The following is an 18,050-nucleotide window of genomic DNA, read 5'->3' on the forward strand; positions in this document are numbered from 1 at the left end:
ATAACTTGTTGCTTTAATAAAAAGGCGCATACTCCATGTGTTGACATTGAAGTATGCACCTTTAAATGCACTATTTTATACAATTATGCTCTGTAACCTAAATTATGCTCTGCAATCTAAACTTGTTTTATTGTCCAGGATTCTGTACATTTTCGAAAGCCTTTAAGGATTCTTGCAAGTAATCGTTGATGACATCTTGAATATGTGAATCCTTTAAAATCACACTGATTTCAATTCTTCTATTTTGTGCGTAAGCCTCCTCGGTTGTACCAGCAACCACTTTTCTGTATTCAGAAAACGAACTTGCCAAGAAGTACTTCCCAAATTGATTCTCAAGGTTTGGATTGGAAGTCATCAGATAGTTCACAACAGCCGTTGCCCTTTTGGAACCTAACTCTCTGTTGTAAGTGCCAGAACCGCGTTCATCTGTGTGTCCTTGAATATTAATGGAATCTATACTCGCTCTAATTTCGGGATTCTTCAAAACATCTTCAAAAGATTTTGCAAGTTGGTCCAATAAAGCCTTACCGCCTTGCTTGATCACATAAGAATCCGTATCGAACACTAAACTTTCATTGATGACAATGTTACCTGTATCACTTATTGTCACAAGTGGCTCACCTGCTGAGTTCGTTTTGCCAATATTCGTCTCTATGCTGTCTTTCACCGCTGTGAGCACATCTAATCTCAAAACAGCTATCCCTTGAAGCTTTTGTCTCAAATTGCCGAGCTCTTGATTGCTGCTGGCGATAATTTGCTTTTGAGCATCAATCTCTTCTTGCGATAGTTTAAGTGCAATTTGGCCCTGTTGAACTTCTGCCATGGTACTGTCCAACTCAATTTTTAAAAGTCTCAAATTTTCTTGGGCTTGGCTGATTTCTAGTTTACTCGCTTCTAATTGCTTCTGCGTATCATCAAGATCTTTTTTCATGAATTCCAAGTTCTTGCCAGTGACAATGTTATTGATGTACATCAAAAACATGACGAAGAATAAAATAATGGCAATCGTGGAGATCATGTCTGTAAAAGAAGGCCAGAAATTCTCTTGGTCAACCTGATGAATGCGTCTTTTTCTCGCTTTCATATGTTCCTCCTTAAAATTTCAAGCTTACTTTTGATTGGCCTTGATACCCTCAGTTAAATCTTCAAATGCCACAGACATCCTTTGAATATTTGTCTTTAAATGATGGTTGAACTCTGAAAAATCTCTCGTATTTTGAGAGAAAGTCTGAATGGATTGATCAAATGTAGCAAGACTTTTCTCAATGGTTTCTGCAGTATCCTTCATGTTCGAAGACGCAACCGTCAAACGATAGCTCATTTGCTGTGAAACGTCATCTAAGCTCTTCGTAAGTTGCTCCCCAAGTGCTTCAAATGCATTTTCAAGAGGTGTTTTCCCGTTTTCATCCGTATGAGTCAAGTCTTGAATTTTGAGGCCTAAAACATTGTCTAAATATTCTTCAGACACGGCAATGTAACTTTCTCGAGTTTCATGAATGCCAAATACAATGGTCAGAAGATTGACCAAAATAGATGCAGTAATCCCAAATAATGAGGTTACAAACGCCACAGACATGCCATTTATAGAGCTCAGCAGGCCGCCTGTAATCATATTGACATCGCCTATAATCGCCTCATTTGTGTTGCTCAAAAGGGATACGAGCTCGGAAATAGAAAGTGTCAAACCGAAAAAAGTCCCCACTAATCCTAAAACGATCATAAGTGCCGAAGATCTCTGAGCAAATCGCTCTGCTAAGAGTGTTTTACTTAAAAATTGATTAATATTTTTATCAATAATAGCCGGTGTGTTCACTTCCTGAATTTTTAAACTTTGTGCAGATTTAAAATCATCCACAATAGCATTGTTGATCTCATTTTTAAACACCGCATTGTTTCGATTTTCATGCTCAGTCATGTCGTATATAAGGCCAAGATATCTTGCCTTTATTCTAAAAAGTGCCACAATCGTCAATAACAGAATGATCACAATTACACCAATAATCAACTGGCCAATTGGATTCATACTTAGTATCATTTGAATCATAATCTTTACCTCCTAAGTTTCATTTTACAAATATCAGTTCAACATTATTGATGCGCGCCCTTCTGCGTTCAAGTCGTGATTTAAAATAAGGGATCTCTAATACAATGTTACCATAATAAAATCTAAATAGTGCTCTGTAAATGAATCATAATATTAATTTAAGTTTTTTTTAATAATTCATAATCCACTTCTTTTTCAAAAAAAACGAGCCTGATAGAGGGGCTTCAAACATTCTGATTTGCCATATGCTCCAATTTTTTTTCCACAATAAATTGAATAATCGCGTCTCTATTTTTAATGAGCGATAGATTGGCATCACCACTTAATTTAAAGAGCTCAGATGTCTTAAATAATGAACAGAGTGCCAACTTCTCAGGAAGTTCCGCTTCCATATCTCTGAAGGATTCAATAATAAAGACGGGTTGAGTTACACTTTCAAACATCGTCGTATCATATACTCTATGATCCCAAAAATCTTTTATAAACTTATAATTCGAAATCATCTCGCTTTGAGTTGTGCTGTAGATCATCTCTTCAAAAAATCCCTCCCAGAAAAGTCTCCTGCTGATGTTGTCCGGGCAAATATCAATACTCTTTCTAATTCTCTTGCTGAACCTTTTCTGAAAACGATCATAATTGAGGAACGTAACCGATTTTAAGAAACTTTTAATAGAGCGTTGGTGTAACTGAATTGTTTTTTTAGAAATGCTTTTATCTTTGCTCATGCCATGGACGAAATAAATCTGTTCAAACAAATCCGGTCGTTCTATCAACACTTCCTGAAGAATCACCGTGCCAAATGAATTTGCAACAATATAAGCCCTTTCACCTTGCTTCAAGATGAACTGTGTGAATTCAATCAATACAGCTCTCATTTCATCTAGTGATTCAACCACTGGATAATCTATGGCAACTGTTCTAAATTCAGTAGAAAGGCCTTCTATATACTCATAAAAGGACATGGCTTTCCCTGTAGAACCCGGTAGCATCAAGAGCAATGGACCAGATCCCATTTCTATATAACGCACTTCATGACCTTTAATCACAGCCGTTTCATAAATCCGTTTGCTTATAAATGCATCATAGTATTTAAAATCTTCATCCAACACGTATTTGTAATGTCTTTCTCTTAAAGTTAGAGCTTGGCTTTCTTTTTTTCGGAACATCGAAATTCTCCTCATTTACATGACATATGATTCATTATAGCATTTTTTAAAAGTCAAATTCTTTGTGAATACTTGATTTATTTATTAATTTGTAATTTTTCATTTAGAAAAATGACAGGATGTTATAATATAATAGAAGGAGCCATCCAGTAAAGCGACTTTCGCTGATCAATTTTGAAATATAAATGAGGTAATCATGAAAATAAGAACTAAATTTATCATCTCGCTCATTCTAATCATTGTGATCCCTGCAATTGCAACAACTATGGTCACTACTAATTTTCTAAGCGACAATCTGAATTTCATTCATTTCTTCGACACCTATTATGATATCTTCAACAATTTCTCAAAGGTGTCCCGTGATTTTGAAGAATTCGTTACACCATATGCCAACACCCCGGAGTTTTTTTTAAGCGAGCAGTTCAGAAGCGAATCCGAAGCTTATAGTTCCTCCTTTTTGATCATTGAAGTTTATGAAAACGACACACTTTATTATTCTTCATATTCCGATCAAATTCAATACAATAATATTTTTGAGAAAATCCTATATGAAGGTCATCTGGAGAATGCCCCTCAGGCAAAATATTCACTTCAGCATCATCATTATGATCGCCCCAATGCCACCTCTATCGATGTCAAACTTTTAATTGACAGCACGAGATTGGACATGGCTTACTCTCTGTCTGAGCGCGTATTCTTAATGCTCTATGCCGTATTCAATGTGGCAGTGCTCTCCATTATTCTGTCATGGATTTCAAACCCGCTTAAACGCAGTATTCGCAAGTTAACCTTCACCACAAACGAAATTGGTCGAGGCAATCTCAACGCCAATCTTGAATACTATGAGAACGATGACTTCGATGAACTCGCAAGCAGTATTGAGCGCATGAGACAATCCCTAAAGCAATCTGTGGAAAAACAACAGACACTGGAACTTGAGAAGAAAGAAATCATCGCCAATATATCGCACGATTTAAGGACGCCAATTACTTCGATTAGAGGCTATATACAAGGCCTAAAAGATGGCGTTGCACGAACGGAAATCATGCAGAAGGAATACTTGGATACCATTGAAGCAAAAACTTATATGATTGAAAGTCTGGTAAACGATCTATCTGTAATCGCCAAATATGATCAACAGGGTATCCAGCTCAATCGTCAAAAGATCAACCTCAGAAATTTCTTATACGATTGTTTAGATGCACTTGAATCGGACGTTAAAAAAATGGGGGGCAGTTTATCGCTTCACTACATCATCAAAGATACGCACATTCTTGCCGATCCTGAAAAACTCATGCGTGTCTTTATCAACATCATCGGCAACTCCATTAAATACAGGAGTAGCGATCCCCTTGAAATCATCATTTTGGCGAACCAAGATGATGATGGCGTCTTTATCAATATTTCAGATAATGGTATCGGCCTTAATGAAGATGACCTCAACAAGGTCTTCGAACGCTTTTATAGATCCGATAAGTCTAGAAACCTTAACATCAAAGGCAGTGGTATCGGCCTCAGTATTTGTAAAGATATCATTGAATCACACGGTGGTCGCATAAGTGCATATAGTAATGACTCTAAAGGGTTAACCGTCTCAATCCGATTAATGGCTTATGACGAAGAATAGGAGAAAATATGGAAAAAATACTCATTATTGAAGATGATCAAAGCATTGCACGTCTTCAAAAGGACTATCTGGAAATCAACGGTTATGAAGTGGCAATTGAAGCAACCGGCGACTTAACAAAGATTATTCCCATGCTTGAAAATGTCAACCTCATCATCTTAGACTTAATGCTGCCACAGGGCAATGGTATCGACATTTGCAAGCGTATTCAATCGGTCAAAGATGTACCCATCATCATCATCTCTGCAAAAGATCAAGACATGGATATCGTTCTCGGTCTAGGTGTCGGTGCGGATGATTACATGACAAAACCCTTTAGCACCAGTGAACTCATCGCCAGAGTCAAAGCACATCTTCGACGTTATCAAAAGATGAAATCAGCTCAAGAAGGTTCATATGACGATTCCAATATCATCATCCGTGATATGGTCATTAACGAAATGACCAAGACTTTTTCAGTAATGGGTGAACAATTGGATCTGACGCCGAAAGAATTTGAAATCATCGTCCTTCTAGCGAAGAACAGAGGCCGCGTATTCTCAAAAGAAGAAATTTATGAGCGCGTGTGGAAATATGATTCATTGGGAGATGCATTTACAGTCACTGTGCACGTGAAGCGCATTAGGGAAAAAATTGAAGTCGTCTCGCCGAACACAACTTTTATTGAAACGGTTTGGGGCGTTGGCTATAAAATCGTTTAAGGTTCTACTGCCCCGTTTTCTTAGGGGACTAGGCAATATAGACATAGAAAAAATCGCCTGTATTCAGTTATGTGATTTGCTTAAACTGAACACAGGCGATTGTCTTATCCACTATTTCATAATTTTTTATTTTATGATCTTTTATTTCATGATCTTTTTAACCCATTTTATGTTGTTCTTATAAGGTGGGTAGATCAACGGCAATTCAAACTTCGTCGATTTCTTTAAGATGCTTTTGCGATGTGAAAAGGTCAAAAAGCTGTCATGACCGTGATAGGAACCCATACCGGAGTTGCCAACCCCACCAAATGGCAACAAGGATGATGCCACATGAGAAACTGTGTCATTGATGCAACCGCCACCAAAAGCAATCTGTTCCACAAGCAATTCCTGTATCTTTTCGTTTTCTGAAAAGACATAGAATGCCAGTGGTTTGGGATGTGATCTCACTTGATCAATCACTTCTTCTAAATTATCATAGCGTAAAATTGGAAGTACCGGTCCAAAAATCTCATCTTTCATGACATCATCTGACCAATTGACGTCCTTCATAACCGTTGGCGCAATGAATCGTTCTGATCGATCATACTGCCCGCCAATAATGACTTTACTGTGGTCAATAAGCGCTGTAATGCGATCAAAATGGCGTTCATTTACAATGCGGCAATAATCAGGGCTCTTTATCGGTGCAATACCATAAAACTCAACAAGCACCTTGGTCAGTTCGTCAATGAGTGCCTTTTCTTGTGATTTATGAACATATACATAGTCTGGCGCCACACAGATCTGTCCAGCATTCATGAACTTTCCCCAAGCAATGCGCTTTGCAGCTACTTTAATATTGGCATCTTTGTGAACTATGACAGGACTTTTCCCACCGAGTTCAAGTGTCACTGGTACCAAGTTTTCCGCAGCAGCTTTCATAACGACCTTGCCAACGGGAACACTCCCTGTGAAGAAGATATAATCAAACGGCAAGTTGATCAGTGTCGTTGTCGCCTCACGACCCCCTGTGACCACTGCTATATAATTGGGATCAAATAGCTTGGAAATTAATTTTAAAATCACCGCTTCTGTGTGAGGGGTGTACTCAGAAGGCTTTAAGATCACAGTATTGCCTGCCGCCATTGCGCCAATCATGGGCTCTATCAGAAGTTGAAACGGATAATTAAAAGGCGCTACAATCAAAACCGTTCCATAGGGATCATATTTAAAATAACTCTTTGCCATAGGCTGATGTATTGGGGTTTTAACCTGCTGATCTTTAGACCACTCTGCAACATGCTTAATCATATATGAAATACTCTCAAGTACAAATCCCACTTCTGTGGCGTAGCCCTCAAAGTGAGGTTTTCCAAGATCCTTTTGAAGCGCCTCTAATATTTCCTTTTCATGAAGCTGAATGCCTTCTCTAAGCTTCGTCAGTTGATTTTTTCTAAATTGCACCGATCGTGTTAATCCGCTTTTAAAAAAATTCTGTTGTTGTTTAAAGAGTACTTTCATCTACTGGCCTCCTCTATGCTAACATTTCAAAATTATGGTTTCTATGACTATAAGTTCATACCCTCATACTTAATATTATCCTCTTAAATTTTAAGAATGTCTATCCTCAATATTTATTTCAAATTATCGTTCAAAATTATAGTCCCTAAAATGTGTAGAGGTTCACATAAGTCGTTGCATCATTTCACATAAAAAGACAAAAAAAGACCCAATTGAATTTCATTAAAAAATCAATTGAGTCCTTTAAACGCTTGCAAATTATAAATTACAACAAATTTCACCTCTATTTTAGGTGATTCATGTTATTTGTTCAATATTTTTTCAACCATTGGCGCTCTTAATTTTGCCCCTGGGTTAAAATCTGATCCAATTAATGGTCTAGCATATTTAATAAATGCTTCCGTTACATTGTTGCCTTCTGCATTCATAAATTCTTCTGGCATATGCTTCGTCTTGGCAGCCACTTCTTTAAGGTCTACCAATCTGTATCCCACTGCATAATCACCTGTTCTCTCCATGACCACTGAACCATCTAAATTGTCAATTAAAGCAAATTGAACTGCCTTTTCAGCAACTTCTCTCGCCTCTTTTTGATCTGTATCAGACACACAGCCTAGGAAAGATCTTTGCATATAACCTAAAGTATCCGCTCTAACTCTGCCAATGCCAAGTTTCGCTTTAACTTCAGCAACAAGTAAATCACCAAGAGCGCCTGTTCCTGATAATTGTACATTACCATGTGCATCTCTCTCAACATTATCTTGAAGCTTCGTCACAATGGCTTCACCTGTTTCATCTTGAATACCCTCAGAAACTGCCACGATACATCTGCCATATTTTTCATAGACATTCTTAACATCAGCAAGGAAGTTGTCAATGATAAACGGTCTTTCTGGAAAATAGATCAAATGTGGACCATCTTCTTCAAAAACTCTACCCAGTGCAGAAGCACCTGTTAAAAACCCAGCATGTCTACCCATGATGACGCCAATATAAACACCTGCTAGTGCTCTGTTGTCATAGTTGATGCCTGCGAATGCAGAAGCAACATATCTTGCTGCTGAACCGAATCCAGGCGTATGATCATTGATTACAAGATCGTTGTCCACTGTTTTTGGAATGTGAACTGCTCTAAATTCATAATTTTGACTTTGAGCTTCTTCGTTGACAATTCTTACTGTATCTGATGAATCATTGCCACCAATATAGAAGAAAAATCTAATATTATGTGCTTTCATAGATTCAAACATTTTTTTACAAAACTCTGGTGTCGGTTTAACACGTGTGGATAATAGCCCTGATGATGGTGTCGCCGCAACCGCTTCAAGATTGGCAACGGTCTCTCTAGTCAAATCCATAAACTCTTCATTTACAATGCCTTCAACGCCATGTACTGCGCCGTAAATTCTTTCCACTTGAGCATATCTTCTCGCTTCAAGTACAACGCCCACCATAGATTGATTAATAACTGCAGTTGGACCGCCACCTTGTGCGACTAATAAATTACCTTTTAATACTTGTTGACTCATATTATTTCCTCCTAATCACAATTCTTATCCGAGGTTTACAGCTCATAAACCTTCGAAAATTTTTCTTCTAAATAGTCACAGTAATACTTAGAATTTAAACGCTCTCCTGTAATTAGCTCAATTAACTCATTTGGTTTTTTTAAGGCACCATATTGATGAACTTTACTATTTAACCACTTTGTCAACGGTTCAAAATCGCCTTTTGAAAGGCAATCTTCAATATCGATCTCCTTGCCCATATAATGTGCAATTTGAGCGGCATAAGCACTTCCAAGTGCATAAGTAGGAAAATACCCAAATAAGCCTTCTGACCAATGTACGTCCTGTAGAACGCCCTCGGCATCATTACTTGGTACAATGCCTAAATAGTCTTTAACTTTTTGGTTCCAAACGCTCGGAAGTTCACTGACTTTAATGGTACCATCAATTAATCCCAGTTCAATTTCGTATCTGATCATAATATGAAGCGAGTAAGTCAATTCGTCTGCTTCAATCCTAATCAATGAGGGTTCAACTTTGTTGAGTCCCTTATAGAAGGTTTCCACGCCAACTTCTTTCAATTGTTCAGGAAAAACAGACTTAAGATACGGTAGGAAATACGAAATAAATGCATGGCTTTTGCAAAAATTATTCTCGTAGAGCCTAGATTGAGATTCATGAATACCATTGGATGTCCCTGTTGCAAGCAACGTCTGTTGCAATTTACGATCGATATTCTGTTCGTAAATTGCATGTCCACCCTCATGAGCTGTACTCAGCATGGCTGATGCCAAGTCGTTTTCATAATAATGTGTGGTTAATCGCACATCATCAATGTCAACGCCCATTGTAAAGGGGTGCACACTTTCTTTGAGCAGGCCTCTTTCCAAATCAAATTTCATAAGGCTCAAAAGTTGCCTTGAAACCTGATCCTGTAAGTCTTTCGGATAGTTTTTCTTTAAGAAGTCTGTTGGGATTTCTCTTTTTTTATCCATGATTTTTTGAAGTAGAGGGACTACTCTTGCTCTTAATGTGTCAAAAAAAACATTTAGTTGATCCACTGACATCCCCGGTTCAAAATCATCAATATATAAATTATAAGGATGACCTTCGAATCCACGGTAATCAGCAAATTTCAAAAGCATGTTGATAACCTTTTCTAAATAAGGCTCAAACATCTTGAAATCAGATTTTTCTTTAGCCTCTTCCCAAACCATTGCAGATTTGGAAACGAGCTCATTATAGGCTTGAAATTCATCCATTGGAATCTTCGTGAGTTTATCATATTCTCTTTTGGCTTCAATCACTGAGACACGTTTGATTTCATCAAGTGACTCCAGATTTGCCATCAATAGTGTCAAGTCTTCTTTGATTTGTTCATTTACAGTCAATTGATATAAAAAACCACTCATCGTTCCTATAGATTTACTTCTAGCATCAGCACCACTTTTAGGTGCACCTGTTGATGCATCCCAAAACAACATAGATGTCGCATAATTCAAAGCTTTAATTTTACTTTGTGATTCTTCGAATCTATGTATTGCGTCATGAATAGAATGAATCGCCATCGCCCCTGCTCCCTTCAATCGGATGAAAATATCCCTATGCTATAAATTGTATAGTGTACTCTACGATTATACCAAAAAATATAAAAGTTGAAACCATTTAATTTCTGTGATAAACTTATTTTTGGAATTTTAATGAAGGGAGATTCAATATGACATTGTATGACTCATGGAATGCAATACTAGAAGGTAATGGCATAAATCAAGCACAATCAGATGCTTTTTGGAATGAATATCTATCGAAAGAGAAATCGATCTACGAGGTGATTTTAGAAAATAAAACAACTCAAATCAGTAGTACTGTTGCAGACTTCAGTAAAGAACACGATCTTGAGCCCGTTTTATGTCTAGGATTTTTAGATGGTATCAACACAAGCCTTGAAACAGAACTCGATCTTGAAAAACTTACCGAGGAAAGTGCTTTTGAAATTTCAATTGATTTTGAAAAACTTTATTTCAACATGCACAAAGCTAAAGCAGAATGGCTTTATACAATTCCTGCATGGGATGACATCTTGACAAAAGAAAAACAAAAAGAGATCAAAAGAGCTTATGGCGATTCCGTTACCGTACGCATTGAGGAAAGAATTGGCCGAAATGACCCTTGTCCATGTGGCAGTGGTAAGAAATATAAAAAATGCTGCTTAAATAAATAGTCTTAGGACTTTTAAAAAAGCTTATCACCAGTATTATCACACACTGGGATAAGCTTTTTTTACGTAGATCATAATAGGGGTCATAAAATGAGTTTTATGAATCCCTTTAAAAGCAAACTCATTCTAGGGTAAAGATTTTCAAATTTAAGCATGAATGCATCAACTTGATCAGGCAATCGGAAAGCAAAGGTCTCTTTACCTGAAATCGCCTTAAAAGTCTCCGTATACCCCATTAATACACCAGAAGCTTGTCCACCTATTGCAACCTCTTTTGATATTGCAAGACCACCAATCGCCAAAGTGTGCGCCACTGCAAGGCCGCCGATTGCCGCTACTTTTGATATGGCCATACCGCCAATTGCCAAATAGTAACCTAAAGCCATGCCGCCAAGTGTTATCAGGCCAGCCGAAAAGCCCCCAAAACTGATTATACCCAGTGCTATGCCGCCAACACTGACCAATCCAATGGATTTGGGCCCAATGGCAATCACCCCAATTGCAGTTCCAAATTTGCCACTGATTACATGTATCAGTGGCATGCCAAATACATGCGTAACACTCTTATATTCATATGGATAGAAGTCCTTCCTAATCTGGTCTTTCGATAAATTTTCTGTGAACTCCCTTGCAACTTCCACCACCGGTCCCATCATTTCTACCGGATCTTTTAAACCAGTTGCATCAGCCTGAGCGTATAGCGCTTCCAACAAATCCATTTTAATTCTCTTCTTCACTTTATAGGACGCCGGAATTTGATTTATAACTTGATTCACATAGCTTTCAAATGCTCTAATTTTCACTTTGACCTCCTCATCTCTTCAAAATTGTCTCTACTTTAGATTGGAAAAAAAACCACTCTTCCGTTGCTTTTTCAAGCCACGCTATACCGACTTGCGTTATATGATAATATTTCCGCGGCACACGTCTCTCGCCTTCAAATGACTTTTGATAGCTTTCAAGCATCTTTTTATCTTCCAATCTATACAATATGGGGTATAAAGAACCCTCTTTAAGAGAAAAATACTGCTCGCTATAGAGCTCTAACTTTTTTATGAGCTCATATCCATAGACATCTTCTTCGCTTATGATTTTTAAGACCATAATTTCTAAAGCGCCTTTTTTGAGTTGCTGATGAATGCTATTCAAGTGCTACCTCCTTTACAACACCATATACCTAGCGTTGCTAAATATATGGTATACAAAAACATTTTGGATGTCAAGCAAATATTTAAACGATTATAAAATAAACGATTAATAATAAACAAAACAGCCATCATTGGGGTTTTTATCCCAATAACGGCTGTTTGCTGTGCTCTATTTAATGCATTCTCATGATTGTATTTTGTCAATTTCTAATGATTTTAAGTGACTAAGTCTGAAATCGCTTTGGGTTCACTGATTAAATACCCCTGTCCAATGTCGCAACCATTTAGGGTTAAAAATTTCAGAGCTTCTTCTGTTTCAATCCCTTCACAGATGACAGACAAATTAAAAATTTTACCCAATTGAATGATGTTAATGGTCATCTGCTTGTGTTTATCTGAAGTCATCATTTTTTTAGTGAAAGACATGTCCAGTTTCAGCTCATCTAGGGGAAGGGCTTCTATATAACTGTATGAAGAATACCCTGTTCCAAAATCATCTAGTGATATTCTATAGCCCTTCTCTCTCAATAAATGCAGAACAGATATCTTCTCCTGCTGTGATTTAATCCAGATATTCTCTGTAATTTCAAAATACACACGTGTAGGATCTATTTGATATTTTTCCCTCAATGCCTCCACCTGAGTTATAAAACGGGCATCTTCCAGCTGTAGCACAGAAAGATTAATGGCCACCTTCATATGATCATCCCATAATTTAAAATCTCTGAAGACCATTTCTATTATATGCTCTCCAAGCGCTGATATCTGTCCTGTTTCTTCAGCGATTGCAATGATTGTGTCCGGAGGAACGGGCTGACCGTTTAATTGCCACCTTAGGAGCGCTTCGTAGCCCACAATTTTTTGAGAGATCAAATTGAGTTGCGGCTGATAGTGCATGAACAGTTCATCGTTTAGAATCGCCCCTCTTAAGGCTTCACTGATGTTTACCTTTTCACTGATTTTTTCCATCAATGCATCGTCAAAGGCTATAAAACAGCCCCCACCTAACTCTTTAGCCTTATTCTTGGCAAGATCCAGCTTCATTAATACTTCATCCGAACTATTGCAATTGTTAAGCGCATTGCCTTCCAAAATACCCATGGACACCGTCAAGTAAATATCCGAATGCTTGATGTTAAATGGCGTTTCAAAGCATTTAAAAATAGAGGCATTCGTGGCATTGAGAGCATCTTCTTTCTGTATAATCAAAAATTCCGTCCCCCCCACACGATAGACCATATCCATGTGGTTTTGGAGCTTTTCAACCACTTTTGCTAAAACAAGGTCTCCGAATTGATGTCCTCTCGTATCATTGATATATTTAAATCGATCAATATCAATTAAAATCAGCCTCACAGGAGACGCATTTTTTTTATATTCTTCCCTAACCATTCTTTCAAGATCCAATCTCAGAGAAGTAAAATTTTTAAGCCCAGTCAACTTGTCAGTATACGCAAGTTTATAGATTTCATTTTGTGCCTCTTTGACTTCTTGAATAATGGAAAGTACACCAAAAATTTTATATTGGCCGTCGATTGCGTCTTTTTCTACGGATATTTTTTGTCTCACCCACCTGTACTCACTGTCAGGAAATAGAAGTCGATACTCTTTCTCTGTCTTATGGGATGTCTTGCTTTTGATGAAAGCCATCAATTCATCAAAGGTCCTATTTTCCCATTTTGACACATCATTCACATGAATCCTATTCTTTAAAGTCTCATATGCATTTTCTAATATGCCATCTTTTATCGCAAGTTCTTTCGCCATACTTTCGGTGATGAATAATATATCATTTTCATGGTCATATTCCCATACACCTTCCTGTACAGCTTTCATGGTAACATTGTACTTCTCGCTGAGCTTTTTATATTTTTCACTTTCCTTTTTATAATTGGATTTGCTATCGCTTAATTTTAAGTGCGTGTATTCAATATAATAAAAGATCATGCCGAAAAGAATCAGAAAGAGTGCGGCATTTGATATGCCCACTAAGTAGTAATCCACGTCATCTTGCCTTATAACTGCTGACGCCAAAAAGATAATTCCGCCCACAACCATCTGTAGAAATGCAAGATTTTTTTGTCTATAATCTCTAAAAAAGTAGAGTACTCCGAAGAAGATAAAGAATATGAGACAACCTAAAACCAACAGTGTAGATATGCTTATTTTAGTAAATGCCAATGGTATAAACATCAGCGCATTCAAAATTATAATAATTGAAAGAACACCTGTTATGTATTTCTTTTCAAGTTTATTTTGACGAACATACCTAACATATGAAAAAATAGCACTAAATAAAATCCCATTTAACACCAATGAGACCAGCCAAGGTTGTCCTATATACCGTGAGACCTTCGGATAAAACATGAGGTAGCAAACAATTGTAGCCACAATTTGCCAAGAGTAGCCAAACACAAAAAAATCTTTAAATGGATTTCCACCAGTGTAGGCAGACTTAATACCAATCGCAATATAAGTGATAATTGAAAATGTAATCATCACCAAAGTGATCTCTAATACCATTTTGCCTCCATGTAAACGAATTGATTTTTATTAAAATCGGTATATACTAGACCATTATAATAAAATTTGTTGTCAATTAAAAGTTAAAAAAATACAGATTTCTTAGTTTAGTTGTATTTTTGTCTACTCAATCCATTTTTTAAAGGCCCGCATCCGTGAACTTAACTGGATTGAGCACAAAAAAACTGAATAAATGCACTGCATCCATTCAGTCTATTTTTTAGTAACGTGATTACAAATCGGATTGACTCAATGACGATTTGTAAAGTCTTCTTCTGTCTAGTACAAAGATCGGGTCTGTAAATTGACCTTCTTCTAAATCTCTAAGTGCCTTGTTCATATCATACATTCTCGCATCGATCATATCCAAGTAATGTAGTAATTCCCCTTCGGGAATCAAAGGTTTTTTAGGACTGCCATATTCTGCTTCATAATGATGAGATAAAATCATGTGCTGTATTAAAAGTGATATTTCTCGATCCACTTGGAGCTCAACACATTTTTGATCGATTTTCTTTATCCCCATGATGATATGTCCTAAGAGTTGACCTTCCATGGTGTATTCTCCCACAACGCCAACTTCATTTGCATCCATTTCATTCATTTTTTCAATATCATGCAAAATAACACCTGCAAAAACCAAATCCCTATTTAAATTTTTATAGATATCACACAAGACATCACCTGAGCGTAACATCCTGAGGACATGATATAAAAGACCGGATTTAATAGCATGATGGTTGGACTTCGCCGCTGGATAGTACATCCATTTGGGCTTATACTCCTCTAACAAAGCCAATACGAGTTTTTTGATGTCTTCAGAATCCATTCTGTGGACAAAGGATAAAATTTCGTTGTACATAACTTCTGGATCAATAGGCGCAACTGGAATGAATTGACTATAATCCACTTGGTCACTTTCCTGCACAGTCCTGATTTTAATGACTTTAAGTTGTACCGAAGACTGCCACTGAGTCACACTTGCATGTACTTTAACAACTTCACCAGGATTATAGATATTTTCAATATCACCTTTTACATCCCAAAGCTTGCCATTCACTTCACCGCTAATGTCCTGAAAGGTAAAGTCAATGTATGGTTTATTTGCACTTGAAGTTTTCACATTTTTAGCTTTGATGAGATAAAAAGCTGTAACATCTTCACCAATCTTTAAATCTTTAACTAACACATTAACACCCTTTCCCTTTAAGACAGACTAGAATCTTTCAATTGTATACTTCGATTTTAAAGCTTCCACTTTAGAGAGATAAGCTTCATTTTGCTTTTGAATTAAAAGCTGTTGCATAATTTGATTAATCACCATTGGCAATTCTTGAACGCCCCCTGGTTGAGTCCCTTTTTTAACAATTATATGATAGCCGAACTGTGTTTTAACGGGTTCAGAAACCACATTTTCAGCGAGTTCAAATGCAACTTTTTCAAATTCAGGCACCATTTGTCCCTTTTGGAAAAAGCCTAAATCGCCACCTTTTTCACTTGATGGACAAGACGAATATTTTGAAGCTGCTTCTTCAAAATTTAAACCACCATCAATTTCCGCTTTGATCTTTTGAGCTTCTTCTTCTGTATCCACTAAGATATGAGACGCTTTTACTTGCTCTTGTGATTCAAAATATTGAGGATTGGCATCGTAGAAAGCTTTTGCCTCTTCTTCAGTCACTTCAACACTATCAATTAAAGCCTTAATATTAAATTGCTTTAACAGGCTTTCTTTCATTTTATCGAGCTCAGCCTTGAAAGCAGGTGTATTTTCCACATCAGATTCCACTGCTTCAGCGTAAAATAACTCTTGATAAACAAGTTCGTCTAAAAGACGTGCTTTACCTTGTTCGCCTTGAAACTGTCCTTGTACCTGCTGACCTAATGTTGCAAAAAATGCGTTTAAATCATTTTCTGTAATTTCTCTACCATTTACTTTTACTAAAACTTTAGACATTTTATGTCTCCCTTCTCATAGAAAAAGCCAACATTCCTGCTAGCTCCACATTGTATTCCCATTTATCATATCAAATTTTACGATAAACGACTATAGCTTTCGCTTTAAATTTTCAAAAAAGACATCAAACATCTTTTGTGTTATGCCCAGTTCTGAAAATGCTTTGACATCTAGACTTTGTTGATAATGGTTGATATTCATGAACTTCCAAGCATAGTAATTTGCAACATGCATGCTGATCACAAGCTCCTTGTTAATCACTTTTTCACTGAAGGGTTCATGATGATATAAAGCTGCCTCAATAATTGGAAATGGCAATCCCCACAAATCGAGCAAATGACCACCTAGTTCTTCGTGATTAAATCCAATCCATTCTTTTTCAACCGCATTGATATTAGTGCCCTCTTGACAATTGACAATTTCCACAATTTTTTTGAATTCCTTTGGGAAATTGCTCATTAAAACGATGCTGCCAATATCATGAAGCAACCCCACTGAAGAGATATTGTTATTGAGCTTTTTACCCAGTAACTCCTGGTACATGCCATTTAGAATTTTATTGGTCAAGCTCACATGCTCCCAATGAATCTGTCTTGTTTCAGGTGGTAAGCCATCATTCCCAAATACAGCATTGGTCAATATGATATTCTTGACGTTAATCAAACCGATATACATAATCGCTTGCCTAATAGAACCTGTCTTCGCATTATAGAAAGCTGAATTTGCCATTTTTAAAATATTCGAAGTGACGGCAGGATCTTCTTCAAGCTTAAGTGCAATTTCCTCAACGGAAGCGTTCTCTTGAATGAGGAGGCTCAATTGATTATAGATTTCAGGCACAGTGGGCAAGTGTTTGAAATTGGACACGAGGTTCACCAGCTCGCTGTTTTTCACCTGTGCATCAATGGCAATTACTTTATCAATGATGATAAATAATTCTTCATTATCAATATTTTTCTTCCAACTCATCTGGGCACTATTTTGCTGTTTAGGCATATAATAGTCCATTGACGTGGAGGCATTCATTACTGCAAGTCGAATCACTTTTGGATATTTGAGTTTTAAAAATCTCAACAGAACTTCATTTTCCGCTTCCTCTGATAGGTCCACCAACACCATTCTATAATCTTTTTGAGCAAGCTCTATCTTAGCTTCTTCCAAGCTTGAAGATATGGCTAACTCATATGCATCGTGGTTCAATCTATTACTAAATTTTGCTATAAATATTTTATCATTGGACACAAGCAATAAGCTGTTCATCTAAGACTCCAATCTCGTTTTGATCTACTCTGCCAAACCCTTTCGTCATTCTAAGTATACCCTAGCACCCACAAATTTCACAACTTATTTTTTAAGGTTTTTACGATTTATAAATTACTTTCTTGAAACTCATAGCATAATTGTGTTAAAATTATTGTGACGAACAACACAATAGTCTATTTAACTGTACCTCCCTCTGTAAATCCCTATGTTACAGTTAAATATACTGGTTGATAAGTCATTCCTTGAATGCTAAAGTTTACTTTAGCATTTTTTTTATGATTAGGCTCTTTTTTTAATTTGTTTGCTCACAAATAGAGTTATTTTATTTAAAATCACTTTTTCAAGGTATATATATAGTATAGCAAATCACAGCAAATCCAAAAAGAGGTGGT

Annotated in this window: 15 protein-coding genes; 3 read left to right on the top strand and 12 right to left on the bottom strand. The window is 36.9% G+C overall.

The features are described 5' to 3' along the window. Positions 1-127 precede the first annotated feature (127 nt). From ISU02_RS13420 to ISU02_RS13430, 3 genes are all read right to left on the bottom strand, one after another. Positions 128-1,084, bottom strand: a complete 957-nt coding sequence (locus ISU02_RS13420; protein ID WP_194702359.1) for an OmpA family protein — start codon at positions 1,082-1,084, stop codon at positions 128-130. A 24-nt stretch (positions 1,085-1,108) separates the two neighbouring features. Further along, positions 1,109-2,044 (bottom strand): hypothetical protein, encoded by a 936-nt coding sequence (locus tag ISU02_RS13425; protein WP_194702360.1) that lies wholly within the window; start codon positions 2,042-2,044, stop codon positions 1,109-1,111. Between the two features lie 224 nt (positions 2,045-2,268). Further along, positions 2,269-3,210: an alpha/beta fold hydrolase gene (locus ISU02_RS13430; RefSeq protein WP_194702361.1), complete on the bottom strand. Its 942-nt coding sequence runs from the start codon at positions 3,208-3,210 to the stop codon at positions 2,269-2,271. A 196-nt stretch (positions 3,211-3,406) separates the two neighbouring features. Between ISU02_RS13430 and ISU02_RS13435 the strand changes: the two genes are divergently transcribed. After that, positions 3,407-4,837 carry a sensor histidine kinase gene (locus ISU02_RS13435; protein WP_194702362.1) on the top strand — a complete coding sequence of 477 codons (1,431 nt, stop codon included), beginning with the start codon at positions 3,407-3,409 and terminating at the stop codon, positions 4,835-4,837. Between the two features lie 8 nt (positions 4,838-4,845). Beyond that, positions 4,846-5,538, top strand: a complete 693-nt coding sequence (locus ISU02_RS13440; RefSeq protein ID WP_194702363.1) for a response regulator transcription factor — start codon at positions 4,846-4,848, stop codon at positions 5,536-5,538. Between the two features lie 141 nt (positions 5,539-5,679). On the opposite strand, the gene ISU02_RS13445 is transcribed toward ISU02_RS13440, so the two are convergent. The 3 genes from ISU02_RS13445 to ISU02_RS13455 all read right to left on the bottom strand — a co-directional run bounded on the left by ISU02_RS13445 (position 5,680) and on the right by ISU02_RS13455 (position 10,117). Beyond that, positions 5,680-7,041: an aldehyde dehydrogenase gene (locus tag ISU02_RS13445; RefSeq protein ID WP_194702364.1), complete on the bottom strand. Its 1,362-nt coding sequence runs from the start codon at positions 7,039-7,041 to the stop codon at positions 5,680-5,682. A gap of 302 nt (positions 7,042-7,343) precedes the next feature. Continuing rightward, positions 7,344-8,570 carry a 6-phosphofructokinase gene (locus ISU02_RS13450; protein ID WP_194702365.1) on the bottom strand — a complete coding sequence of 409 codons (1,227 nt, stop codon included), beginning with the start codon at positions 8,568-8,570 and terminating at the stop codon, positions 7,344-7,346. 35 nt (positions 8,571-8,605) lie between these two features. Next, complete coding sequence (locus ISU02_RS13455; protein WP_194702366.1) at positions 8,606-10,117, bottom strand: carboxypeptidase M32; 1,512 nt, start codon at positions 10,115-10,117, stop codon at positions 8,606-8,608. A gap of 149 nt (positions 10,118-10,266) precedes the next feature. On the opposite strand from ISU02_RS13455, the gene ISU02_RS13460 reads away from it, so the two are divergent. Further along, complete coding sequence (locus tag ISU02_RS13460; RefSeq protein ID WP_194702367.1) at positions 10,267-10,770, top strand: SEC-C metal-binding domain-containing protein; 504 nt, start codon at positions 10,267-10,269, stop codon at positions 10,768-10,770. 80 nt (positions 10,771-10,850) lie between these two features. On the opposite strand, the gene ISU02_RS13465 is transcribed toward ISU02_RS13460, so the two are convergent. The 6 genes from ISU02_RS13465 to ISU02_RS13490 all read right to left on the bottom strand — a co-directional run bounded on the left by ISU02_RS13465 (position 10,851) and on the right by ISU02_RS13490 (position 17,655). After that, the gene (locus ISU02_RS13465) at positions 10,851-11,570 is read right to left on the bottom strand and encodes a hypothetical protein (RefSeq protein WP_194702368.1); all 720 of its coding nucleotides are present in this window, start codon (positions 11,568-11,570) and stop codon (positions 10,851-10,853) included. Positions 11,571-11,580: 10 nt separating this feature from the next. After that, positions 11,581-11,916, bottom strand: a complete 336-nt coding sequence (locus ISU02_RS13470; RefSeq protein WP_228727823.1) for a PadR family transcriptional regulator — start codon at positions 11,914-11,916, stop codon at positions 11,581-11,583. A gap of 215 nt (positions 11,917-12,131) precedes the next feature. Continuing rightward, positions 12,132-14,438 carry an EAL domain-containing protein gene (locus ISU02_RS13475; protein WP_194702369.1) on the bottom strand — a complete coding sequence of 769 codons (2,307 nt, stop codon included), beginning with the start codon at positions 14,436-14,438 and terminating at the stop codon, positions 12,132-12,134. Positions 14,439-14,670: 232 nt separating this feature from the next. Next, the gene (locus tag ISU02_RS24355) at positions 14,671-15,627 is read right to left on the bottom strand and encodes a 3'-5' exoribonuclease YhaM family protein (protein ID WP_194702370.1); all 957 of its coding nucleotides are present in this window, start codon (positions 15,625-15,627) and stop codon (positions 14,671-14,673) included. Between the two features lie 27 nt (positions 15,628-15,654). Further along, a complete protein-coding gene (locus tag ISU02_RS13485) occupies positions 15,655-16,395 on the bottom strand; it encodes a peptidylprolyl isomerase (protein ID WP_194702371.1) in 741 nt (246 codons plus the stop codon). A gap of 90 nt (positions 16,396-16,485) precedes the next feature. Next, positions 16,486-17,655: an HDOD domain-containing protein gene (locus tag ISU02_RS13490; protein WP_194702372.1), complete on the bottom strand. Its 1,170-nt coding sequence runs from the start codon at positions 17,653-17,655 to the stop codon at positions 16,486-16,488. Positions 17,656-18,050 lie beyond the last annotated feature (395 nt).

Source organism: Fusibacter ferrireducens (genome assembly GCF_015352425.1).
Lineage (GTDB): Bacteria > Bacillota > Clostridia > Peptostreptococcales > Acidaminobacteraceae > Fusibacter_A > Fusibacter_A ferrireducens.